Source organism: Paenibacillus agri (genome assembly GCF_013359945.1).
Classification (GTDB): domain Bacteria; phylum Bacillota; class Bacilli; order Paenibacillales; family Paenibacillaceae; genus Paenibacillus_AQ; species Paenibacillus_AQ agri.
Window position 1 is genome coordinate 42803 of sequence record NZ_JABWCS010000196.1, and the last position, 21944, is coordinate 64746.

Below are 21944 nucleotides of genomic sequence, written 5' to 3' on the forward strand. Positions count from 1 at the left end.
TGGGCAATCATGTTGGAACAATACCGGACGGTACGCGCTCCTGGGTCACAGGAGATCGTTATCCGTAAGTCACGCTTTATCGGCCATGTTATGCCGGTGAAGAATGAAGAAGAAGCGGTGCAATTTATCGAAGACATCAAGAAGCAACATTGGAACGCCACACATAACTGCTCTGCTTTTATGATTGGTGAGAGGGACGAGATCCAGAGGCAGTCTGACGACGGGGAGCCTAGCGGAACAGCAGGTAAACCGATTTTGGAGGTAATCCGCAGCCAAGGGGTTAAAAATGTCGCAATTGTTGTCACCCGTTATTTCGGAGGCATCATGCTGGGAGCAGGAGGGCTGATCCGGGCTTACGCAGATGGCGCAGCAATCGCGCTTGAAGCTGGAGAGGTCATCACTCGTGTACTGAGGCGGGAGGTATTCGTGGAACTGGATTACACCTGGCTGGGTAAGGTTGAGAACGAGCTCCGGGGCAGAGGTATTCAGACCGGCGAGACTTTATTCACCGACAAAGTGACACTGACCTGTCTGCCACGCAATGATGAGGGCGATGCATTTATGGCATGGATAACAGATCTAACCCAAGGCCAAGCCTTGGTAACGGAAGGGCGGCGGCTTTACTACAACGAAGGGGAATAGACGATGGCAAGAAGAGCAGTAGAGCAAGAGTTGTCGAGGGAAAGGATATTGGAGGCAGCCAGGCATTTGTTTATCACCAAAGGATACCGGGCGATTTCCATGCGCAGCATAGGGCAGCATTTGGGTTATAGCCATGGCTCCCTCTATTATCACTTCAAGGAAAAGGCGGAGTTGTTCTACGCCATTGTTGTCGAGGATTTCAATTATGTGGCTGCACTGCTGAGCCAGGCCATGAATAATCCCCCGGAAGAAGGTATGACACGGGTGGAGCAGCTAATTATGGAGTTTATCCGGTTTGGACTGGATCATCCTTATCAATACGAGATCATGTTCATGATCCGTGATGAAGAGTTGCTGGCCTATTGCAGAGCAGAACAGGGACGATGTTATGACTTATTCGCAAGTATTGTACGCCGTCATATGAAAGAAGAAGGATTTGTACATGGGGACTGGCAGAGTATGCCATTGACCTTATTTTTATCCGCACACGGATTTATTTCTTACTATATTCAAGATAAAGTATCTTTTGAGGACGTCAAAGCAGAAGCAGTCTCCCATATCAAGGTATTATGCCGCAATCTGTAGAGCTTGCTTTTTTTTTAAGTTTTCGCTTTAAAGCATTGCATTGGTATAACATCACTTCTCTGCTTGATGAAAGTATTGTAGGAGCTATCTTTTTTAAAGAGGGCCGCTTCACGGTAGCAGCCGTTAGCGGCCCTCTTGTTTTATCCCTCAACGATTTTCAGATAATACTCTCTGTGTCTGGGCCCGTCAAATTCGCAAAAATAAATCCCTTGCCAACGTCCTAATAATAGCTCGCCATTATGGATGATGATGCTCTGTGAAGGCCCTGCGGTAATGGATTTCAGATGGGAAGCTGTATTACCCTCAGCATGGCGATATTTCGGATGCTTCCATGGATAGATCTCATCCAGTCGCATTAGCACATCATGTTTTACGTCGGGATCAGCATTCTCGTTAATGGCAATTCCCGCTGTGGTATGTGGGCAATAGACAACAAGAATTCCATTCTGAACACCGCTTTTTTTAACGTAAGATACCACCTCACGGGAAATATCCCGCAGTTCGTCACGCTTGCTCGTAGATAGCTGGATCGTATTCAGCATGCTACATTCTCCTCTCTGAATCAACAAACCTGAACAGCATGAAACGCTAGAAGCAGCCCTTTTTCAAGGGGAAATGGTTTTCATTACATATTTTACCCTAAAACGCCTGGAAAGTAATTGACGGTAGTTAGTCGCTTTTGGTAAAGTAGTGTTAATATTAAACCGAGTATATTAATAGGAATAATGCTGTGTGTAAAGGCAAGTATACCGACCGGTAAGCCGGAGGTGGGGGGACTAATCGTTGAATTCGCTGCTTAGACACAAAGGATGGACCTGGGGGTTCCGCACCACGATCCTGCTGTATTTTGTAGTGTTAATTGTACTGCCGATTCTTGGGGTGTATTATAGCTCCTTCTCGCTGGGTTTTGGTAATTTCGCCGAAAGCCTCAGTGACCCGATTGCCTGGAAATCGGTACTGCTGACTTTAAAGTTGGCTGTTATCGCTGCACTTATTAATGTACTGGTGGGGACGATGATTGCCTGGGTCCTGATCCGCTACAATTTTCCTGGCAAGGTCTTGTTGAACAGTCTGGTGGATTTACCGTTTGCCCTGCCTACGGCGGTAGGGGGATTAATGATTCTACTGCTGCTCGGACCCGGTAGTCTGATCGGCGGAATCGCAGAGAAGCTGGGCTTCGAGATTGTCTTTCACCAGCCGGCTATCGTTATTGCGATGGTGTTCGTTACGTTTCCTTTTGTAATCCGTGCGGTGCAGCCGTTACTGGAGGAACTGGATCCTTCCGAAGAAGAAGCTGCATATACCATGGGTGCCAAGGGCGTTAGGGTCTTTCGTCAGGTGATTCTGCCGTCTATGGCTCCCGGAATAATTGGCGGCGGCATGCTGGCTTTCTCAAGGGCGCTGGCGGAGTTTGGGGCGGTTGTGCTCGTAGCTGGCAATATCCCAGGCCGTACACTGGTTTCCTCTGTTTTTATCTACGGTGAAGTGGAGAGTGACAATCCCGTAGGCGCCTCAGCCGTATCCATCATCCTTCTAACCTTATCCTTCCTCATCCTATGGCTGATCAATATGGTGCAGATGCGGGGGAGAAGATCATCATGAGAAAACTCTGGATTGGGTTAACGTATCTGGTGTTCTTTCTACTCATTGCTGCGCCACTGGGCAAAATGACCGCGGGAGCCTTCAGTCAGGGTCCTGTTGGTTTGTGGAACGCCTTGGTCCGGCCAGAAGCGCTGCATGCGCTGATGATGACCGGTTTTGTCGTGGTCGTGGTAACACTGCTGAACACACTGTTCGGAATTATGCTGGCTCTTTATCTGGTCCGGGCACGCTGGATCGGACGGCGGCTGAAAGGCTTGCTGAACAGTATTGTCGATCTGCCGTATGCGGTCTCGCCGGTGATTGGCGGCTTGATGATTGTGCTGCTTCTCGGACCGGACAGTGCGCTGGGCGCGCTGTTTGAAGGGATCGGGCTGAAGATTGTGTATGCTTTTCCCGGGATGGTGATTGCCACACTCTTCGTGACATTCCCCTTGATGGTGCGCGAGATTATGCCTGTACTGCAGGAGATCGGCTCTCAGCAGGAGGAAGCGGCTTCGACGCTTGGTGCTTATGGCTGGACGACCTTCTGGCGGGTGACCTGGCCTTCGATCCGCTGGGCGGTGGTGTACGGTGTCATCTTGACGGTCGCCCGCTCGCTGGGCGAATTCGGGGCGGTGCTGGTCGTCTCGGGCAATATCATGAATAAAACGCAAACGGCCACTACGCTCGTGTATCAGGATGTCGAGAATTTTAATGTAACCGCTGCTGGCGGGGTAGCGCTCGTGCTGGCGGCTTTTTCCGTAGGTCTGCTGCTGTTGATGGAATGGACCAAGAGAAGAAAGGGAGTGCATTGATATGCATGTCGAAGTCCGGGGATTAAATAAGCATTTTGGAGATTTTCATGCCGTCAAGGATGTGGAATTCGGGATTACCAAGGGACATCTGATCGGCCTGCTCGGCCCAAGCGGCGGCGGTAAAACCTCGATCCTGCGCATGCTGGCAGGGCTGGAGTCACCGGATAGCGGAGAGATTATTTTTCATGGTCAGACGGTCAACAACCTCCCTCCTCAGGAACGCGGCATCGGCTTCGTCTTCCAGAACTATGCCCTGTTCAAGCATATGACCGTATTTGAGAATATTGCCTTTGGCCTGAAGGTGAAAAAAGCAAGCAAGACAGCTATCCGCGACCGGGTGACCGAGCTTGTCGAGTTGACGGGCCTGAAGGGTTTTGAAAAACGCTACCCGCACCAGTTGTCTGGTGGTCAGCGTCAGCGTGTGGCATTCGCCCGGGCGCTTGCGCCGGAGCCACAGCTGCTGCTATTGGATGAGCCGTTTGCGGCGATTGACGCGAAGATCCGCCAGGAGCTGCGCTCATGGCTGCGCGAGCTGATAGAACGTGTAGGTATCACCTCCATCTTCGTTACTCATGATCAGGATGAAGCGATTGAAGTAGCGGACGAGATCATGATCATTAACCAGGGGCGTCTGGAGCAGAAGGGGACCCCGTGGGATATTTATAAAGAGCCGAAGACACCGTTCGTTGCGACATTCATCGGCGAATCAACACTGATCGATGATGCTTCCGAGCTGAAAGGTTTTAACAATGCTGGCGGAGGTAAGCCGACCAAAGCGCTAATCCGTCCGGAGTACATCGAGGTGGGCAGCCTGAATGAATTTAGGGTCGCCTCCGCTACGGAGCAGGGCATCGTGAAGCATCTGCATTTCCGCGGCAGCGAATGGCTGATAGAGATCGAGGTGAACGGCCACAAGCTCGTGACTTATCGTTCTCTGGAGAAGGAGACCTTGCAGATAGGGCAGGAAATATCCGTGCTGGTGCACCGCGCTTACCTGTTCAATGAGGATGATAGCTGGATTCAGGAGAACAACCTGAAGGATGACCCGATGCCGGTATTTATTTAATTTATTTTATCTAATTCAATTCAATCCAATTCAATTCAAGCTAGGCTATTTTCTTTTAAAGAATGATAAAGGTGCTGTTATAAAAGGTTGTACGAAGATGAGGCGTGTGGAGTGAGAGGTATTTCTTAAATAACTGGAAAAACTCCCGTTAATCATCCGGTAAGAGGAGGAATGTTGGAATAAATGGAAAAACTCCTGTTAAGTTAAGCTTTTTCATCGATTTCGAGGAAAAGCGTCGAAATAACAGGAGGAATTCCCGTTAATCTCGGAATAATGGCATTGCGGGTGAAAATAACGGGAGAAATTCCAGCTAAGCTCGTAATAGTGGCGATGCGGGTGGGATAACAGGAGAAATTCCAGTTAATCGCACCATAGTAACGATGCATGTGGGATAACGGGAGAAATTCCAGTTAATCTCGTAATAGTAACGATGCGAGTGGAATAACGGCAGGGAATCCCGTTAATTCCCATGATTATGTTTGCTCACTCACGTGATTAGCAAGCGGACTTGAGCCGAAGAAACACAATCATCTATCTATTTCAAAGGGATGTGGGCCGCAATGAAGCCTCTCAAAAGGAGCAGACAACTGCACGGATGGCTCGCCGCTCTAATGCTGGTTGTGCTTGTACTAACGGCAACCGGCTGCGGGAGCGGAGGGAAGGATAGTAATGCGGCTGACGCGCCCTCACGCAAGGGCGACCTTACGCTGGTAGTCGGTGCCTACAGCGTGGTCAAGGATGCCATGGAAGAAATATTGCCGATCTTCGCCGCCAAATGGAAAGCGGATACGGGGCAGACTCTCGAATTCCAGCAATCCTATGAGGCATCCGGAACTCAGGCCCGTGCCATCGCCGGAGGATTCGAAGCAGATGTGACGCTGCTGGCGATGGAGGGGGACATCGACAAGTTGGTTAAGGCTGGACTGGTACAGCCGAACTGGAAAAGCAAGGGCGGCGAGGACGGGATGGTGACCCGTTCGGTGGTAGCCCTGGGCACACGGGAAGGCAACCCGAAGGGCATTCACAGTTTTGCGGATCTGGCGAAGCCGGGGATTAAGGTGCTCTACCCCAATCCCAAGACATCCGGCGGCGCCCAGTGGGATATCAACGCCATCTATGGGGCGGGCCTGAAGCTGTCTGAGGAGCAGGAAGGGGTTAAGGACCCCGTGGCTGCTAAGGCTTTTCTGGAGCGAGTACATGCCAATGTGGAGTCGCTGGACAAAAGCGGCCGGGCATCGATGGCCGCCTTCGAATATGGTGTCGGCGATGTGATCGTCACCTATGAGAACGAGCTGCTCGCGCGAATCGCCAAAGGGGTCAAATATGAGGTGATTATTCCACAGGATACCATTCTCATTGAGAACCCGCTGGCGGTTGTGGACAAATACGCAGAGAAGCACGGTACCCGCGAGGCCGCGGATGCACTTGTTGCTTACCTGCTGACTCCGCAGGCACAGGAAATCTTTGCGAAGCATGGCTTCCGTCCGGTCAATAAACAGGTATATGCTGACAACGAAAGCCATTTTCCCATCCCGGCCGGCCTATTCGACATCCAGTACCTGGGCGGCTGGAACGAGGTGCGCAGCACGCTGTACTCCAAGCGTGGAGTCTGGTATCAGGTGCTGGCTGGGATTTAAGCTAGGCTATTGGGTTAGCAGATTAAAGGAAAATCAGATAACAAGAGCAACCTAAGTCCAAGCCTTCACCGTAGTGACGACCGAGCCGTACGTTCGCAACTTGAGCTCATGTTAAATAGAAGGAACAGAAAATAGACGGGAAGTGTGGTCGTTCGTAAGGCAAAGCGCCTTGTGGGCGACTTTTTGTATTATCAGGTTAGCTAGAATGTGCGGATTGTCCCTTTTTCTGCTTTTCTTATTATAGGGGCTGACCTATATAGGGTGTACTAAGTGGGTCCTTGGCTTCGTGCAATGATGCTCCAACCTGTTTTATAATGGGCATACAAGACTTCGTGATAGGACAGAAGGAGAGAGAACTGATGGATACATTGGTATTTTTGGGCACGGGCGATGCAATGGGAGTTCCACGGGTTTACTGCGATTGTGAGACTTGTTCAGAGTCGAGAAATGGCGGACTAAACGCTCGGCTTCGTTCCTCCGTACTGATTGACAACGGCAGCGACGGGCTGGTGATTGATTGCGGTCCGGATTGGCGGGGGCAGATGGAAGAACAGGGAATTCGCCATATGCGCCGCTTGCTGGTGACACATGCTCATTTTGACCATATCGGTGGACTTCCCGAATGGGCGGACGCTTGCCGCTGGATGGGGTATAGAGGTCAGCTCTATGCGCCGGCAGAGGTTATTCCGGTGATTCAGCGTCAGTATCCATGGCTGGAGAATCAACTGGATATGATTCCTTGTGATGAAGGGATCACATTGGACGGCTGGGCGATAGAGACGTGGAGAGTGTGCCATGGCAAAAATGGCTATTCCTATGCTTACCGACTGGAGAAGGAGGGGTATGCGTGGGTTTACTGTCCAGACTCTATCTCGCTCGGGGAGGAAGAGACCCGGCGTATGCATAACGCCGATCTGCTGGTACTGGGGACAAGCTTCTATTATGAAGCAGCCGAGTTGTCCACTCGTTCTGTCTATGATATGACGGAGGCCGCGGAACTGCTGAAGGAAGTAAAGCCCCACAGGGCGATTTACACCCACATGTCCCATGATGTTGACTTGCGGAAGGATTATATTCTACCGGAGCATGTCACGCTGGCGCGGACGGGGATGAGGGTTTCGCTGGCAAACGCGGCAGAGTAAGTATAAGAGGAGATAGGTATGGGAGTAGAGCAGGCGTGGAGGAGCAGGTATAGAAATAGAGCAAGTATGAGAGTGAGCAAGTATGGGCGTAGAGCAGGTATAGAAAGCATGACAGGTATGGGAGTAGAGCAGGTATAGTATGTGCAGCGAATATAGCAGGAAATACAATAAGTGCAAGAAGTGCAAGTGGAGAGCGAGTATGTCAGTAGAGAAGTATAGTAAGCATGATAAGTAGGGGTAGTTGAGCAATCAGAGTGTGGAAAATCAAGTGATCAGAAACACATATAGCATCATTTATCATTTAGCAGTACCAGCAGTCCAGCGCTACCAGCGTATCTACTATATAAGCCGAACAAAAGAAATGAACAAAAGCGAAAATGAGCGAACGGGGAAGTTTAGAACTGTAGGCCCAAAGCGTTCGCCTGAAGTGAGCGTCAAATATCCCCCACTTAGCAGTCAGATGGGAGCGACTGTATGATGAATACAGATTAGCTGAGACGGCAGCTGCTCAAAGAGATATACGTGAGATACCGGAAAGGAAAACGAGCAGAAATTTCTTGGCGGTTTGCCAATGATCATTTGACTGAAGCAACCGAAGTCGTTATGAAATAAAAGAAGCCAGCAATCCAGGTCGCTGGCTTCTTTACTCGGATTAGTCCGTGGAAATCAGTCAAGCCATGTTCCAGATATTATCTGATCCGCGATTTTGTCTTGAATTGTACTGTACTGTTATTTACTGTATAGAACATCAGCCAATCACCAGGGATGAAAAAACGCATCTCCGAGGCTGAACCAGACAGAGATCTCGCTGCGTCTATTGAGGGATATATTAGACGCTGTGGTTGTTGTAATGAGCTCAAATAACAACCAGGCATGGCAAAAATAATTATAGTTCCGCACAAAAAGCCCACGATTTCTCGTGGGCGGTAAGCAAAGCTTACCCTAAAATTAAGGCCTAATACTCTTCTTTTGTTGTTGAGCACACCAGAGAGTAAATAAAATTCCCACGACGGTTACGATCGAAACAACCCAAGGAACGGCTGTTAGGCCTCCACCAAATTGAAAATCTATAACCAAGCCTCCGATATACGCACCAAGCGCATTAACCAGGTTAAAAGCCGCAACATTTAAAGTCGACGCTAGTGTTGGAGCTTCTTTGGCCGTATTCAGCATATGGAGCTGCAATCCCGGTATAGTTCCAAGAGCGGCCATTCCCAATACAAAAACATTAATCAAAGCGGGTACTTTATACTGATCCGTAATTGAAAATACTGCTAAAACTATGGCCAACACAACGAGTATCCCAAGAAGAGATGGCATTAATTTACGGTCAGCCAGTTTGCCCCCAATAATATTTCCAAGCGTGCTGCCGGCTCCGAACAAAACAAGGATGTAAGAAACGGAATTTAACGGGAACTTAGTAATATCAGTTAAAATCGGCGAAATATAAGTGAACGCTGTAAAGACTCCTCCAAAACCAAACGTCGTCATTAAAAGAGCAACATAAACTGCTGGTCGACGCAGTACACCAAGTTCCTGCTTTAGACTTGATGAAGATGCCTCTACTTTTGGAACGAGTATGGCAATCCCAATATCAAAGCAATCAATTCTATTATAGTGATCGTCCAAAAAGAGGATCTCCATCCATAGGCTTGACCAATAAATGTACCGATAGGGACGCCAAGAATATTTGCAAGTGTCAGACCCGTAAACATGATGGCAATAGCTCCAGCCCGTGTTTCCTTAGGAACAAGTCCAGCTGCAATAACAGATCCAACACCAAAGAAGGACCCGTGAGTTAATGCAGCCACGATACGAGCTACCATTAATACTCCATAGTTTGGTGCAAGAGCAGCCAATGCATTACCTGCTATGAACAGAATCATAAGAAAGAGAAGTAACTGCTTTCGCTTCATTCGATGAGTTGCGACTGTGATGATGGGAGCTCCTATAGCCACACCCAGTGCATATCCGGTAATGAGTAGCCCCGCTAAGGGGATGGACACCTGCAAGCTATCGGCCACTTCAGGAAGTAACTACACAAATTCAGTTATTCGCTGGAATCAACCGGTGGCTAAAAACTTAGATGCTAACCGTGCGAAAGAGACAGGGACTCATGAAGCAGGGCATTCGTTAGGTCTTGAGCACTCTAATACAACCAATGCCATTATGCGTGCGACTGGCTGGATTTATGGTACCTATCCTATTCAAGATGATTGGGATGGCATCAAAGCGATTTATCAATAAACTTTACGGAGGGGAAACATTGTGATGAAGGTGAAACCTAAGTTTTTAATTACTGGCCTCTCGGTTGCATTGGTTGCAACAGCACTTGCATTGACCCCCACATTCGCCAAACAAGGAGTACAAGATACGGCAGGGACGAAAACAATTCCTTACGCAATTACAAAAGGTAGCGCCATTAGCTACGGAACGTTTTCTGAAATGGATGCACAAACAGATATTGTTGTTAAGGGAACGAAGGTCGGGGTTGAGGAAGTAGTTCTGAAAAAAGAAGATGTGGACGGATTGGTTATTGACAATCGCACATTATCCAAATTTGTACTGAGCGATGTATTTAAAAATAATACCGACCACACGTTGTCTAGCGGGGAGACCATCATCGTCCAAGAAAATGCAGCGACCGACTCATCAAGAGTTTACAGCACATTAGGATATCAGTTGATGAATGAAAATGAAGAATACTTGCTGTTTTTGAGAGAGAGCCTCACTGATCCTGGTGTATACATTATCCGTGGCGTTGTTTACGGTAAAGTACCTACTGCGGGTGAAGGTATTCAATCTAAGAGCACTGCTGATGATATACAGTTTAAAGGAGACGATGATACCCGGGAACAATTAGAAGCTATTTTTGAGGACGCCCGGGAAGCATATTTAAACTGAGTTAAAAATTGAATGAAGAAGCCGCCCTCCAGAAAGGCGGTTTCTTTTATACCCGACACGTTATGGGGCTATCCTAAAAGCTGTTACAGGCTTATGGGGTTGCCCCTATTTTAATTGTCCCTAAAGGTATAAGGTTGACCAAACAAACTGCTTCCTTGCTGACATACGTTTGGATCTGCCTTTTCGCTACAATAAGAGCGTAAACTAACTTGAAACTTCCCGTGCCGCAGCCCGCGGGCAGAAGATATCGCAGTTTGGTCCTCTCCTGGGTGCTTCGTGGCGGTAGAGTGACCATTTCGTTTATGTATTCATGCCTATTCAATTGCAAAATCCTGCAGAAGCCAGCATGGTCCCAGTGCAGGATTTTGAACTTATCCCGTCTGCGGTTGCAAAACACAAACAACGCGGAGGAAAACGGATTGAGTTCGAACTGTTCCTGTACGATTGCAACCAATCCGTCTATGGATTTACGGATATCTGTTGCACCGCAAGCAAGATACACGGGTGAAGCAGAGGGGAAACTCAGCATAACGTATCAGGGCGGGGACCACATCGCGAAGCAGTCCCGGTTCGAAACCAAGCCGAAAGTTGATCTGGACAACACCGACTTGGACCTGAAGGCATTCCATTGTGCTTGTACCAGAAAGACTAGCGACAGCAACGGGGCGGAAGGTGGTGGCTGAAACGGTCTGCTCTTGCTTTTGGGCTTTGTATAGCCAATATTTTAATTGATGCAAGGTCAGGTTATGCTCTGTGCACCAAGCTTTCATCGTTTGATCGCTAGATTGATAGGCTCTAATACACCCCGTCTATAGCTCCTGCAAATACTTATCCATTTGAAGTCCATCCTTTTATATGTGTGATGGATTCATTATGGTCCATTGGCTTAGCTATGAACACGTGTATTCGGTTTGACGCTTACGCCTGAAAGCTTTCCATAGGCAAGCTAGAACCGGAACATAGAGTGTCGACAGACTTCAATCACTAGAAGCGGTAAATTCCCCTTTCACCAGTCGTCTTAATAGTGGTAAAGAGGGGCCACCTCTCCAACTAAGAGCATTTTTGCACCTTATTTTTCTTTAATATAGGCTAATGAGGGAATTAGAGGCATTTTTGTATCTTATTTTTCGAAAAAGCAAGCTGAACGGGTGATTCTGGAAGATTTAAGGTACAATATTGCACTTAATCTCCAATAACCCTTTGCTGCAAAGGATTTAAGGTACAAAAATGCCGTTAATTACACTTCGACCCTTCTTATATAAGTTCTCTTTATTCTTATACAAGCTCTCTTTTTCTTGGCTATGTTTGTTTTTAAATGCGTTCTATACAGCTAATTCATAGAATTAAAAAGGAGCACAGTCATGGGGTTGAACCCCCAGCTACTGTGCTCCTTTATTGTCTAACCGCTAACCGCTAACCGCTAACCGCTAACCGCTAACCGCTAACCGCTAACCGCTAGAAGCTAACCGCGGTTAGCTTCTAGCCTAACTTGTCTGCTAATGCATGGTCATGCCGCCGGTTACGTTGATGGCTTGCCCAGTCATGTACGAAGAGAACGGACTGGCGAGGAACAGGACCACGTTCGCTACATCCTCCGGCTCCGCGGTCCGGCCCAGCGGAACCTGCGAGCGGTCTTCCGCCAGAATATCTTCTGGCGTCATCCCCCGGAGCTGTGCGCCCTCGATTCGTTCACGGCGCTTCATATCCGTCTCCACAATTCCTGGGCAGACGGCGTTCACCAGAATTTGCTCACTGGCGAGTTCGATCGCCATCACCTTGGTGAATCCCAGCACCGCGTGCTTGGAGGCCACGTAGTTCCCCATGCAGCGATAACCGTTTTTCCCCGCCTGTGAAGCGATATTGATAATTCGACCGCCGCCGCCCTGGTGCAGCATCTGTCTGGCTCCCGCCTGGGAGACCAGATACACGCCTTTGGCATTGATATCCATAACCTTATCCCAGTCGGCTTCCTTGATGTCCACGGCATAGTCCATGGTAGACGTGCCGCTGTTGTTCACCAGAAAGTCGATCCGGCCGAAGGCCTGAACGGCTCCTTCAATGAGCCTGGTGGCATCCTCAGCCACTGTGACATCAATACGGAGATGAACCAGCCGCTCATGGATCTGCTCGTAATCTGCCTTGCAGGCGATGTCTCCAATGACGACATTGGCCCCGGCCTCCAGGAACAGATCCACAATGCCCTTGCCGATCCCGGTTAGGCCGCCGGTAACGATCAGTGTTTTGCCGGTAAAATCAATGCTCAGCATGCTGCACAGTTCCCTTCTGTCTTAGGCTCTGAATGGATCGTCGCTGATGCCGGCATCCAGTACGATACGGGCGTATTCTTTAGCGCTGAACAAGGAGTGATCCTTGTAATTTCCGCATTCCAGAGCGGAGACAGCAGGAACATGCTCGGTTTCGAGAACCTTGTTCAAGACTTTGGTAAGTGCTGCTGCCACATCGGCAGGGTTGTGCTCGTTCCAGATAATAAGATAGAAGCCGGTTCTGCAACCCATTGGGGAAATATCGATAATGCCTTCCAGCTCATCGCGGAGGTAAGTTGCGAGCAAGTGCTCCAGTGTGTGTACTGCTGCCGTTGGCAGGGCATCCTCGTTCGGCTGAAGGAAGCGCAAATCATACTTTTGAATGGTGCTGCCCTTCTCATTAGTTTCAGTACCTGCAATTCTTACATAAGGTGCTTTCACCTTGGTGTGATCTAGTTGGAAACTTTCTACTTCTGCCATAGTTATATCTCTTCCTTTCGGGACTTTTCATTCCAAACTATCACAACCCGAAAGGGATGTAAATAGTTAGGTATTCAAAAGACGATTATTCATAGTACATTATACGGATTATGTTTGTAAATGTGTTGACACGAATATTAATGCATTGTAACATATGAAACAACTTAAATCTGATGCAATTACTTGGTATTATTCGAGCTAGTCTTGCGTTGGGAAAGAGCATCATGTCAAAGGGGAGAAACATCATAATGAAGAAAAAATGGATTCATTCTGCACTAATCATCGTCGCTGCCGCACTTTTTATTGCAGGATGCGGTAACAACAAGGAAGCTGCCGGTTCAGGGGATGCTTCTAGCCAGGACAAGAAAACGCTGCGAATTAGCTTCAATCCAGGGCCTTACAGTGATCAGTTCAAAAATGGAGTAGCACCCTATCTGGAGAAGAAAGGGTATCAAATAACATATAAAGAATTTACCGATGGTATTCAGCCGAACGTGGCTGTGGCTAATGGTGAGATTGACGCGAATGTATTCCAGCATTCTCTGTATCTGCAATCTATCAATGTGAGAGAAAAGATTGATCTGATAGGCGCTGTACAGGTGCCAACGCCACCTATGGGACTCTATTCCAAGAAGCATAAAAGTCTGGACGAGGTGAGCGATGGCAATCAGGTCAATTTGCCGAATGAGCCGGTTAATATGCTTCGTGCACTCAATGTCCTGAAGGATATTGGCTGGATCACACTAAAGGATAATATCGATCCGCTGCAAACTTCACTTTCGGACATCACGTCTAACCCGCACAACCTGAAGTTCATAGCTACCGAGCCGGCACAAGGGCCGCGGGCGCTGGAGGACGTCGATTATGCTGCCATTCAGGGGAATTTCGCTGTATCCAACAATATTAAGCTGACAACGGCGCTGCAACTGGAGAACATGACGGATCCATTCACCAACATTGTAGCCATTGACAGCAAGAACAAGGACGCACAGTTCGTTAAGGATATTGTTGAAGGATACCATTCGGACGAGTTCCAGAAATACATCAAGTCGAACCCGGTCTATGAGGGTTACAAGCTGCCTAGTTACTTTAAATAATAACTGATCCGGTCTGCCATTCCTTTACGGAGAAGTGGCAGACCCTCCTGTTTGTTGGGCAGACAGAATGACGATTACCTAAACCGAACTTTGCTAAAGAGGTGTAAAACAATGGACTTTAGACCTTCTAATGTAGTCAGCGAATTACCTAATAATTATTTCAGTGCGCTCAACGACAAGATTGCATTATACCGCAGCAAGGGGATTGACGTTATTGATCTGGCAAGTGGAACGCCGGACCAGCCGACCCCGCAGCATATTATCGAAGTCCTGAAAGAAGCGGTCGAAGAGCCGCTGAATCAGGGATATCCGCCTTTTTACGGCAAAGGAAGCGCACGGGAGGCCGTAGCGGCTTTTTATAAGCGGGAATACAATGTAGAGCTTGACCCGGAGACGGAGGTCGCTGTGTTCAACGGTTCGGCGATTGGTGTAGTAGGCATTCCGCAAAGCCTCCTGAACCCCGGCGATCTGCTGCTGACAACGGATCCCGCATACCCGCCTTATTTCGCTGCGGCAATTCTGGCAAGAGCACAAGTTCAGACGATACCCGTCTATGAAGAGGATGGTTTTCTTCCCCGCTATGAGAGTGTTTCTGAGGAGATTGCCCGGAAGGTGAAGCTGTTGATGCTGAACTATCCTAACAATCCGACAGGTGCGGTTGCTACGGAACAATTTTTTGAGCAGACGCTGGCGTTTGCTGCAAAGCACAAGTTTCCGGTGCTGAATGACTTTGCTTACGGTGCCTTTGGCTTCGATGGTCACAAGCCGCTGAGCTTCCTTCAGCAGTCTGGGGGCAAAGATTACGGCGTGGAGTTGTACACGGCTTCCAAGACATATAACATGGCAGGTTGGCGCTTTGGCTTCGCGGTAGGGAATGCATCGGTCATCGGAGCGCTCAAGCACTATCATACTCAGGCTTACAGTACGATTTTCGGGGCGGTGCAGGATGCTGCTGCTGCTGCGCTGCTTGGTCCGCAAGAGGGTGTACAGCAGCTCGGGGCCTTGTATGAGCAGCGGCGTGACTTTCTGGTGAAACGACTGCGGGAAATCGGCTGGGCCGTTACAGCGCCTAAGGGCTCGTTCTTCTCGTGGTTCAAAGTGCCGGAAGGGTACACGGCAGAATCTTTTGCGGAGCGTCTGCTGGAAGAGGCTCATGTTGCAGTGGCGCCGGGAGAGGGCTTTGGCAAGCAGGGAGACCTCTATGTCAGGGTCGGCTTGGTAAACAGCGAGGAGAGGCTGAGCGAAGCCATTGACCGGATTGCGGCGACAGGTATTTTCAAAGAATCGGGTATAGCAGTGCAGTCAGGGGGCGTGCAGCATGATTGAGCTTAGAGATGTCCATAAATCGTTCGAGCGCAAAGGACAATCCATTCAGGCACTGAAAGGGGTCAGTCTCCGCGCGGAAAAAGGGGATATTTACGGGGTGATCGGCTACAGCGGAGCCGGCAAAAGCACACTGATCCGACTCGTGAACTATTTGGAACGGCCGACCAGCGGCCAGGTTTTTGTAGACGGGGAACCGCTTGACCAATACAGTCCCTCCGAGCTGCGTCAGGTGAAGAAGCGGATCGGCATGATTTTTCAACATTTTAACCTGCTGGAATCCAAGACCGTATTCGATAATATTGCTATTCCGCTGGTGCTGCTGAAGAAGGGCAAAGAGGAGATCCGTGAGCGTGTTACAGAATTGCTGAAGTTCACAGGGCTGAGCGACAAGGCTGGAAGCTACCCTAAGGAACTGTCCGGCGGGCAAAAGCAACGGGTCGGCATCGCCCGGGCGCTCGCCAGCAATCCGTCCATTCTCCTGTGCGATGAAGCGACTTCGGCACTGGACCCGCAGACGACAAGCTCCATTCTGGAGCTGCTGAAGCGGATCAATGAGGAATACAACATCACGATCATGATCATTACTCATGAGATGGGGGTCATCCAGCAGATCTGCAACAAGGTAGCCGTGATGGAGCAGGGGCTGATCATCGAGCAGGGCAACGTGCTGGAGGTCTTCGGTAATCCACGTCATGCTACGACGCAGAGCTTCGTACAAACAGTGATTCACAACAGTGTGCCGCAAAGTGTAATCCATACACTCAAAGCAGAAAGCGGACGGCGGCTGTTCAGGCTCAAATTCGTTGGTGGTGCGGCATCCGAGCCTGTCATCAACAATTTGATTCGCAATCATGAGGTCAATGTGAATATACTATTTGCCAATATGACGGAAATTCAGAATACAACGCTGGGAACGATGATTTTGCAGATGAATGGGGATAACGGCACAATTGATCAGGCTGCATCCTATTTGCTGAGTCAGGGTGTTGAGATTACGGAGGTGGATAAAGTATGAATACGGTGATTACGGCAGATCAGCTTTTCGGTGCCTTGAGGGAAACGGTCGTTATGGTGGGCTTCTCCTTGTTCTTCGGCGCCTTGCTTGGGATTCCGCTTGGTATTGTACTGGTGATTACACGGCCTGGAGGCGTTCTGGAAAATAAATTTGTTTTCTCGATACTGAATCCGGTGATCAATATTGTGCGTTCTCTTCCTTTCATTATATTACTGGTCGCCATTATTCCGTTTACACGCTGGGTCGTACATACTTCCATTGGTACTAGTGCGGCTATTGTGCCGCTGATCGTCTATATTGCCCCGTACATCGCACGGTTGGTGGAGAATTCTCTGCTTGAAGTCAGTCCGGGCATTCTGGAGGCGGCGGAGGCTATGGGAGCAACGACTTTCCAGGTAATCTGGCACTTTCTGCTGCCGGAGGCGTTTGGGTCGCTGATTCTGACCATGACAACGGCTACGATCGGTTTGATTGGGGCTACGGCCATGGCGGGTACGGTTGGTGGAGGCGGCATCGGTGATTTGGCCATTTCCTACGGGTATCAACGGTTTGATACGTTTGTCATGATCGTTACGGTAGTTATCTTGATTATTTTCGTGCAGGGCATTCAGTCTCTTGGCAACGTGCTGGCTCGCAAGGCTCGACGTAACTAATGAGCAGGGCGGACGAAGGATTGAAGCCGGAAATTATAGTACGGGCTGCACCGCAAGAATTCATTTGCAGACCGGGTTCTTGGGGGAGCTTAGAGCAGCACTTGGGCCGAAGAGGCATTCGTACAGTATTGATTGTGCATGGCCGGGATTCATGGAGTGCGGCGCAGCCCTTTCTGCCAGAGCTGAAGGCGACGGAGGTCCACTTGTACGCGTACAGCGGGGAATGCACCTATCCGGAGCGCGACGGAATTGTGGCTGAAGCTGCAGGACGTGGAGTACAAGCCATTATTGGCGTAGGCGGCGGTAAAATAAGCGATCTTGTCAAAAGCGCAGCTGCCGCGCTGCGGCTTCCTGCGATTATTTTGCCCACACTGGCCTCGACCTGTGCGGCATGGTCGTCCCTGAGCGTCATGTATGACGATCAGGGACGCTTTGTGAGTATGGATGTATTTCCATACAGCAATGCGCTGGTTCTGCTCGATCCGCAGGTCATTGCGCAGTCGCCACCGGAGCTGCTTATCGCTGGTATTGGAGATACCCTGGCCAAATGGTACGAAGCCGATGTTATCATTCGGGGCATGACTTCCCCTCCGGTAGAGGTGGAGCTGGCCTGGTACACAGCACGAAAATGCAAGGAGCATCTGCTGAAACACAGCGAAGCTGCTCTTGAAGCCCTGCGAACAGGATATGCCAATGAGGACCTGACACGGATTGTCGAGACTATTATTATGGTTGCTGGCCTTGTGGGCGGCTTCGGCGAGGATTACGGCCGCACAGCGGGTGCCCATTCCATTCATGATGCTCTAACGGCGATACCGGAAGCTCATGGGCAATTGCACGGGAATAAAGTGGCTTACGGAGTGCTTGTGCAGCTTGCGCTGGAGGATAACCGGACGGAGATAGATTTTCTTTTGCCATTCTATGAGCAGTTGGGTCTGCCCGCCTGTCTTCGGGACATGGGACTAGGGCATCTGGAGCGTGAGGATTGGCTAAAGATCGGGGAACGGGCAACGGTGCAGGAGGCCTCGATTCATAGAATGCCGGGTCACATCGGAGCAGAAGAAGTAGCAGATGCAATAGCGCAGCTTGAGATCTATACAACAGGTTACAGAGTGAAATCCAACATGGAGAAGGCGGGAATGACATGAGTATCGCAATTATCGGGGCGATGGAAGAAGAAGTGGCATTGATTAAATCACATTTGGAGGATATTCAGCAGTTGGTAGTGGCCAAAAGCAATTTCTTCACCGGACGTCTTAAGGGGAAGGATGTTGTGCTGGTACAATCAGGGATCGGCAAGGCCAATGCGGCAATGACCACCACCATTTTATTGGAACGGTTTCAGGTCGAGCTGATTATCAACATCGGTGCTGCAGGTGCACTGGATCCGAGCCTCCAGATCGGCGATGTAGTGATTGCCGAGGAAATTACCTACAGTGATGTGGATGCTACTGTTTTTAATTATGTCTACGGACAGGTTCCGCAGATGCCGGCTTCATATCCGGTGGATAAGCAATGGGTAGCCTTGGCGCTGGAAGGAGCTGCCCTCATCAATAGTGAGCGGAGCGTCGTGACGGGACTTGTGACCACAGAGGATTCTTTCATCGGACATTCGGAGCTTGCTGTCTCCATCCGAGCACGGTTCCCGGAGTCCAAGGCATCGGACATGGAAGGCGCGGCCATAGCCCAAACCGCCTATCAATTTGGGGTTCCCTTCTTTTCGGTTCGCGGGATCTCTGACAATGTGGGCGCAGGAGCTGCTGAATTGTTCACCTCCAACGTGGATCTGGCCGCGAAGAATTCCGCGGAAGTCGTTGAGGCATTTCTGACTTTGTATGAACCTGAAAGCTCTTTGTAGTATAAAATATGCCTGTATAAAACGTTGCCGTTCCACCCAGGGAAATGCTCCTGGCGTGTGAGCGGTTTTTTTTGTGTCCCAAATATATACAAAATTAGTAGTATTCTCGGGAGTGAATTCCCGTTATAATCGATGTACCTGCGTGAAAAGGTTTACATATTTATATAGACTGAACAAAAAAATAACATAAGGCGAGCGGAATGGAGGGGAATTTTGGAACTGTAGGAGCGATAGCGTCCGCCTGAAAGCTTTCCGAAGGAAAGCTCGCATCGGAAGCGTAAGCTCTCCAGATTTCATCCGCAAATAGCGGTACAATCCCAAGAAATCTGGAGACAACAGCGGCCGAAAGTCCAAACATTTTCCGCAATGACGACCTTAGCCCATGTGAAAATCCTAGGTTCAATCTATTTAGTATTAAAATCAATTGAAATGGAGGATTACATAATGCCAGAATCACAAGCCCCAATCTTGCTTGATTTTCCCGAAAGCTTTGAGACGCAACGGCTGCTGATCCGTGCTCCATTGTGGGGGGATGGCGCCAGTATGCATGAAGCACTTGTGGAAAGTCAGGAGCTGCTGAAGCCTTGGATGCCGTTTGCTCAGACTTTGCAGAGTCTGGAGGAGTCGGAGAAGTTCACGCGTGAAGCACGGCTGGAATTTCTGAAGCGCATAGAAATGCACCTGCGTATTTTTGACAAAGTGTCTGGCCGTTTTATCGGCTGCACCGGATTGCACAATATTAATTGGGACATTCGCAATTTTGAAATTGGCTATTGGATCAGAAGCAGCTGCGCCGGCAAAGGGTACATGACCGAAGCGGTGAACGGGGTAACAGACTTTGCGATCCGGGAGCTGGCAGCGAACCGGATTGAGATTCGCTGCAGCGCCCTCAATCTGAAAAGTGCGGCGGTGGCGGAACGCGCAGGCTATACGCTGGACGGGATTTTACGAAGAAACCGACGGGCGATGAACGGAGAATTACATGACAGTAAGGTGTACGCCAAGGTGCGGGGAACAGAATTTTAGAATGGAAGGGAGACTTGTAGTCATGCAGCAGGGGGTATTTTCCCGATTGAGTAAGTACATGCTCAGGCACAAGCTTATTTATTTCATATTAATTATAACCACCTTGATGGGTATCACCCTTGAGCTAATGATTGCCTGGTTTCTGTCGGCAGTGACAGATGCTGCTGTTCATTTCGATGTGGATAGACTGAAAAATGTAATTGGAATCGGGCTGCTCATGCTGGCTGGCATCGGGGTCAATGGTTATGCGGATGCTTATTTTAAAAACAATGTGTCAGCCAAAATCAGAAATGAACTGCGCCAAGACATGATGAAACATACGCTGAAGCTGCCGCAGTCTTATTTTGACCGCAATCATTCTGGCGACCTGCTGTCCCGGTTCACGAACGATAATCAATCCGTCGGCGAGGCCTGCGGACAGGTGATAATCGGCTTGCTGCGTAATCCGCTGCTGGCACTCGCGGCCTTCGCGTATTTGCTGTATATTCACTGGCTGCTGGCGCTGATCTGTTTTGCAATGGGGCCGCTAATGTTCCTAACCGGGAAAGTATTCGGTAAAGCGATGCGCAACAACAGCATACAGCTACAGCAGAATATGGGCAAGACGACTTCGTTTCTAAATGACATTCTGGGCAGCAGTATGGTATTCAAGTCATTCTCTATTGAACCTCGTTTGTTTAAGCAATACCGCAAGCACAGTGAGAACATCGCTTCCGGAGAACTGAAGCGCGGCTCCATCGAAGGGGCCACGTCTGCGGTCTCCTCTCTCCTGGGGAACATGACCTTCCTGCTGGCGCTGGTCATAGCGGGTTATTTTGTAGCTAAAGGTTCGCTCGAAGTTGGAGCAATGTTGGCCTTCATCCAGCTGATGAACTATCTGGTGAACCCGTTCTCAGCTCTGCCTGGGCTGGTGGCATCCATGCAGCAATCTTTGGGTGCCGCGGGACGGATTTTTGAGGTGATGGATGTGCCGGCTGAGGTGGATTCTTTTGAGGAATCGAAGCAGCAGACCAAAACTCCAAATTTCCAGAATATGAAGCTGTCTGACGTGTCCTTTACATATCCCGGTGCGGAGATACAAAGTCTGAACCAAGTGAGCCTGGAGCTTATACGTGGGCAGCAAATCGCGATTGTTGGGCCAAGCGGCGGTGGGAAGTCCACACTCTTTAAGCTGCTGCTGCGCTTCTATGATGCTGACAAGGGTGAACTGTCCTTGAACGAACAGCCTATTGGGGAAATCAGCTTGTCCAGGCTGAGGAGTCATTTTGCCTATGTCCCGCAGGATTCTGGTCTATACTCGGGCACGATCCGTGATAATATTCGTAATGGCAGACTGGATGCCGGCGATGAGGAGATTCTGGAGGCACTGCGTAAGGCGAACGCTTACGACTTCGTTATGGCTTTGCCGCAAGGACTGGATTCAGAGATTGGTGAGGAAGGGACCAGACTTTCAGGGGGACAGCGCCAGAGACTATCTATTGCTAGAGCGATTCTGAAAGATGCACCTATTCTGTTGCTGGATGAAGCTACGGCTGCATTGGATAATGAATCTGAGAAGCTGGTGCAGCAGGCCATCCGCAAGCTCATGAACGACAAGTCGACGCTCGTCATCGCTCACCGTCTCTCAACGATTCAGCAGGCTGACCTGATTCTGGTCATGGAGAACGGTTCAATCGTGGAGCGCGGCAATCATGAGGAGCTGCTGTCGGCAGGTGGCAGATACCATGCGTTGTACTATTCACAGTTGGAGCGAGAAGAGGAAGAAGGCCAGATGAAGGAAGCGATGCTTTCGTCAACAGGTCACTGAATGTATATGCAAAAAGTGCCGCACGCCGTGAAGACAACACGGCTGT

22 protein-coding genes and 1 pseudogene are annotated in these 21944 nt (G+C 49.5%); 17 read left to right on the forward strand and 6 right to left on the reverse strand.

What is annotated here, in order from left to right; genetic code table 11:
• The first annotated feature begins 9 nt into the window (after nucleotides 1-9).
• Together HPT30_RS06655 and HPT30_RS06660 are read left to right on the forward strand one after the other, a co-directional pair.
• Entirely contained in the window at nucleotides 10-642 is a 633-nt protein-coding gene (locus tag HPT30_RS06655) for a YigZ family protein (RefSeq protein ID WP_175370647.1), read from the forward strand.
• Nucleotides 643-645: 3 nt separating this feature from the next.
• Nucleotides 646-1227, forward strand: coding sequence for a TetR/AcrR family transcriptional regulator (locus HPT30_RS06660; RefSeq protein ID WP_066373094.1), 582 nt, complete (start codon nucleotides 646-648; stop codon nucleotides 1225-1227).
• A gap of 140 nt (nucleotides 1228-1367) precedes the next feature.
• Here HPT30_RS06660 and HPT30_RS06665 read toward each other — a convergent pair whose 3' ends face one another.
• The gene (locus HPT30_RS06665; protein WP_175370648.1) at nucleotides 1368-1769 is read right to left on the reverse strand and encodes a secondary thiamine-phosphate synthase enzyme YjbQ; all 402 of its coding nucleotides are present in this window, start codon (nucleotides 1767-1769) and stop codon (nucleotides 1368-1370) included.
• Nucleotides 1770-2010: 241 nt separating this feature from the next.
• Between HPT30_RS06665 and cysT the strand changes: the two genes are divergently transcribed.
• The 5 genes from cysT (at nucleotide 2011) to HPT30_RS06690 (ending at nucleotide 7468) form a co-directional block, all read left to right on the forward strand.
• Nucleotides 2011-2829 carry a sulfate ABC transporter permease subunit CysT gene (cysT, locus tag HPT30_RS06670; RefSeq protein WP_175370649.1) on the forward strand — a complete coding sequence of 273 codons (819 nt, stop codon included), beginning with the start codon at nucleotides 2011-2013 and terminating at the stop codon, nucleotides 2827-2829.
• A complete protein-coding gene (locus HPT30_RS06675) occupies nucleotides 2826-3623 on the forward strand; it encodes a sulfate ABC transporter permease subunit (protein WP_175370650.1) in 798 nt (265 codons plus the stop codon). Before cysT ends, HPT30_RS06675 begins: the two co-directional genes overlap by 4 nt.
• Nucleotide 3624: 1 nt before the next feature.
• Nucleotides 3625-4689 carry a sulfate/molybdate ABC transporter ATP-binding protein gene (locus HPT30_RS06680; RefSeq protein WP_175370651.1) on the forward strand — a complete coding sequence of 355 codons (1065 nt, stop codon included), beginning with the start codon at nucleotides 3625-3627 and terminating at the stop codon, nucleotides 4687-4689.
• A gap of 560 nt (nucleotides 4690-5249) precedes the next feature.
• Nucleotides 5250-6326, forward strand: coding sequence for a sulfate ABC transporter substrate-binding protein (locus tag HPT30_RS06685; RefSeq protein WP_175370652.1), 1077 nt, complete (start codon nucleotides 5250-5252; stop codon nucleotides 6324-6326).
• A gap of 359 nt (nucleotides 6327-6685) precedes the next feature.
• Nucleotides 6686-7468: an MBL fold metallo-hydrolase gene (locus HPT30_RS06690; protein ID WP_175370653.1), complete on the forward strand. Its 783-nt coding sequence runs from the start codon at nucleotides 6686-6688 to the stop codon at nucleotides 7466-7468.
• A 948-nt stretch (nucleotides 7469-8416) separates the two neighbouring features.
• Here HPT30_RS06690 and HPT30_RS30905 read toward each other — a convergent pair.
• A pseudogene (locus tag HPT30_RS30905) lies at nucleotides 8417-9504 on the reverse strand (MFS transporter); the annotation flags it as partial.
• Here HPT30_RS30905 and HPT30_RS06700 point away from each other — a divergent pair.
• Both HPT30_RS06700 and HPT30_RS06705 read left to right on the forward strand, forming a co-directional pair.
• Complete coding sequence (locus HPT30_RS06700) at nucleotides 9467-9715, forward strand: matrixin family metalloprotease (RefSeq protein WP_217622277.1); 249 nt, start codon at nucleotides 9467-9469, stop codon at nucleotides 9713-9715. The pseudogene HPT30_RS30905 and the gene HPT30_RS06700 sit on opposite strands and share 38 nt — an antisense overlap.
• A 21-nt stretch (nucleotides 9716-9736) precedes the next feature.
• Nucleotides 9737-10372, forward strand: a complete 636-nt coding sequence (locus HPT30_RS06705) for a hypothetical protein (protein WP_175370655.1) — start codon at nucleotides 9737-9739, stop codon at nucleotides 10370-10372.
• Between the two features lie 91 nt (nucleotides 10373-10463).
• Here HPT30_RS06705 and tnpB read toward each other — a convergent pair whose 3' ends face one another.
• The 4 genes from tnpB to HPT30_RS06725 form a co-directional block, all read right to left on the reverse strand.
• On the reverse strand, nucleotides 10464-10901 hold the full coding sequence (tnpB, locus tag HPT30_RS30910; RefSeq protein ID WP_175370656.1) for an IS66 family insertion sequence element accessory protein TnpB: 438 nt from the start codon (nucleotides 10899-10901) through the stop codon (nucleotides 10464-10466).
• On the reverse strand, nucleotides 10840-11142 hold the full coding sequence (tnpA, locus tag HPT30_RS31180; protein WP_446685656.1) for an IS66 family insertion sequence element accessory protein TnpA: 303 nt from the start codon (nucleotides 11140-11142) through the stop codon (nucleotides 10840-10842). The genes tnpB and tnpA overlap by 62 nt, the downstream gene beginning before the upstream one ends.
• Nucleotides 11143-11868: 726 nt before the next feature.
• Nucleotides 11869-12639 (reverse strand): SDR family NAD(P)-dependent oxidoreductase, encoded by a 771-nt coding sequence (locus HPT30_RS06720; RefSeq protein WP_175370657.1) that lies wholly within the window; start codon nucleotides 12637-12639, stop codon nucleotides 11869-11871.
• Between the two features lie 21 nt (nucleotides 12640-12660).
• Nucleotides 12661-13116 carry an S-ribosylhomocysteine lyase gene (locus HPT30_RS06725; RefSeq protein ID WP_175370658.1) on the reverse strand — a complete coding sequence of 152 codons (456 nt, stop codon included), beginning with the start codon at nucleotides 13114-13116 and terminating at the stop codon, nucleotides 12661-12663.
• Nucleotides 13117-13364: 248 nt separating this feature from the next.
• On the opposite strand from HPT30_RS06725, the gene HPT30_RS06730 reads away from it, so the two are divergent.
• From HPT30_RS06730 to HPT30_RS06765, 8 genes are all read left to right on the forward strand, one after another.
• The gene (locus tag HPT30_RS06730) at nucleotides 13365-14213 is read left to right on the forward strand and encodes a MetQ/NlpA family ABC transporter substrate-binding protein (protein WP_175370659.1); all 849 of its coding nucleotides are present in this window, start codon (nucleotides 13365-13367) and stop codon (nucleotides 14211-14213) included.
• A gap of 111 nt (nucleotides 14214-14324) precedes the next feature.
• Nucleotides 14325-15539 (forward strand): aminotransferase class I/II-fold pyridoxal phosphate-dependent enzyme, encoded by a 1215-nt coding sequence (locus HPT30_RS06735; RefSeq protein ID WP_175370660.1) that lies wholly within the window; start codon nucleotides 14325-14327, stop codon nucleotides 15537-15539.
• Nucleotides 15532-16554 (forward strand): methionine ABC transporter ATP-binding protein, encoded by a 1023-nt coding sequence (locus HPT30_RS06740; RefSeq protein WP_175370661.1) that lies wholly within the window; start codon nucleotides 15532-15534, stop codon nucleotides 16552-16554. Before HPT30_RS06735 ends, HPT30_RS06740 begins: the two co-directional genes overlap by 8 nt.
• Complete coding sequence (locus HPT30_RS06745) at nucleotides 16551-17207, forward strand: methionine ABC transporter permease (RefSeq protein WP_175370662.1); 657 nt, start codon at nucleotides 16551-16553, stop codon at nucleotides 17205-17207. Before HPT30_RS06740 ends, HPT30_RS06745 begins: the two co-directional genes overlap by 4 nt.
• A 20-nt stretch (nucleotides 17208-17227) precedes the next feature.
• The gene (locus tag HPT30_RS06750) at nucleotides 17228-18355 is read left to right on the forward strand and encodes an iron-containing alcohol dehydrogenase family protein (protein ID WP_246316961.1); all 1128 of its coding nucleotides are present in this window, start codon (nucleotides 17228-17230) and stop codon (nucleotides 18353-18355) included.
• On the forward strand, nucleotides 18352-19065 hold the full coding sequence (locus tag HPT30_RS06755) for a 5'-methylthioadenosine/adenosylhomocysteine nucleosidase (RefSeq protein WP_175370664.1): 714 nt from the start codon (nucleotides 18352-18354) through the stop codon (nucleotides 19063-19065). Before HPT30_RS06750 ends, HPT30_RS06755 begins: the two co-directional genes overlap by 4 nt.
• 444 nt (nucleotides 19066-19509) lie before the next feature.
• Nucleotides 19510-20091 carry a GNAT family N-acetyltransferase gene (locus HPT30_RS06760; RefSeq protein ID WP_175370665.1) on the forward strand — a complete coding sequence of 194 codons (582 nt, stop codon included), beginning with the start codon at nucleotides 19510-19512 and terminating at the stop codon, nucleotides 20089-20091.
• A 46-nt stretch (nucleotides 20092-20137) separates the two neighbouring features.
• The gene (locus tag HPT30_RS06765; protein ID WP_175370666.1) at nucleotides 20138-21898 is read left to right on the forward strand and encodes an ABC transporter ATP-binding protein; all 1761 of its coding nucleotides are present in this window, start codon (nucleotides 20138-20140) and stop codon (nucleotides 21896-21898) included.
• Nucleotides 21899-21944 lie beyond the last annotated feature (46 nt).

What these genes read in the sequence shown, in the direction of transcription:
- HPT30_RS06720 (WP_175370657.1), bottom strand. Translation starts at nt 12,639, where the DNA reads ATGCTGAGCATTGATTTTACCGGCAAAACACTGATCGTTACCGGCGGC.
- HPT30_RS06725 (WP_175370658.1), bottom strand. Translation starts at nt 13,116, where the DNA reads ATGGCAGAAGTAGAAAGTTTCCAACTAGATCACACCAAGGTGAAAGCA.
- HPT30_RS06735 (WP_175370660.1), top strand. Translation starts at nt 14,325, where the DNA reads ATGGACTTTAGACCTTCTAATGTAGTCAGCGAATTACCTAATAATTAT.
- HPT30_RS06730 (WP_175370659.1), top strand. Translation starts at nt 13,365, where the DNA reads ATGAAGAAAAAATGGATTCATTCTGCACTAATCATCGTCGCTGCCGCA.
- HPT30_RS06660 (WP_066373094.1), top strand. Translation starts at nt 646, where the DNA reads ATGGCAAGAAGAGCAGTAGAGCAAGAGTTGTCGAGGGAAAGGATATTG.
- HPT30_RS06745 (WP_175370662.1), top strand. Translation starts at nt 16,551, where the DNA reads ATGAATACGGTGATTACGGCAGATCAGCTTTTCGGTGCCTTGAGGGAA.
- HPT30_RS06755 (WP_175370664.1), top strand. Translation starts at nt 18,352, where the DNA reads ATGAGTATCGCAATTATCGGGGCGATGGAAGAAGAAGTGGCATTGATT.
- HPT30_RS06680 (WP_175370651.1), top strand. Translation starts at nt 3,625, where the DNA reads ATGCATGTCGAAGTCCGGGGATTAAATAAGCATTTTGGAGATTTTCAT.
- HPT30_RS06655 (WP_175370647.1), top strand. Translation starts at nt 10, where the DNA reads ATGTTGGAACAATACCGGACGGTACGCGCTCCTGGGTCACAGGAGATC.
- HPT30_RS06665 (WP_175370648.1), bottom strand. Translation starts at nt 1,769, where the DNA reads ATGCTGAATACGATCCAGCTATCTACGAGCAAGCGTGACGAACTGCGG.
- HPT30_RS06690 (WP_175370653.1), top strand. Translation starts at nt 6,686, where the DNA reads ATGGATACATTGGTATTTTTGGGCACGGGCGATGCAATGGGAGTTCCA.
- HPT30_RS06700 (WP_217622277.1), top strand. Translation starts at nt 9,467, where the DNA reads ATGGACACCTGCAAGCTATCGGCCACTTCAGGAAGTAACTACACAAAT.
- HPT30_RS06760 (WP_175370665.1), top strand. Translation starts at nt 19,510, where the DNA reads ATGCCAGAATCACAAGCCCCAATCTTGCTTGATTTTCCCGAAAGCTTT.
- tnpA (WP_446685656.1), bottom strand. Translation starts at nt 11,142, where the DNA reads ATGAAAGCTTGGTGCACAGAGCATAACCTGACCTTGCATCAATTAAAA.
- tnpB (WP_175370656.1), bottom strand. Translation starts at nt 10,901, where the DNA reads ATGCTGAGTTTCCCCTCTGCTTCACCCGTGTATCTTGCTTGCGGTGCA.
- HPT30_RS06675 (WP_175370650.1), top strand. Translation starts at nt 2,826, where the DNA reads ATGAGAAAACTCTGGATTGGGTTAACGTATCTGGTGTTCTTTCTACTC.
- HPT30_RS06685 (WP_175370652.1), top strand. Translation starts at nt 5,250, where the DNA reads ATGAAGCCTCTCAAAAGGAGCAGACAACTGCACGGATGGCTCGCCGCT.
- HPT30_RS06740 (WP_175370661.1), top strand. Translation starts at nt 15,532, where the DNA reads ATGATTGAGCTTAGAGATGTCCATAAATCGTTCGAGCGCAAAGGACAA.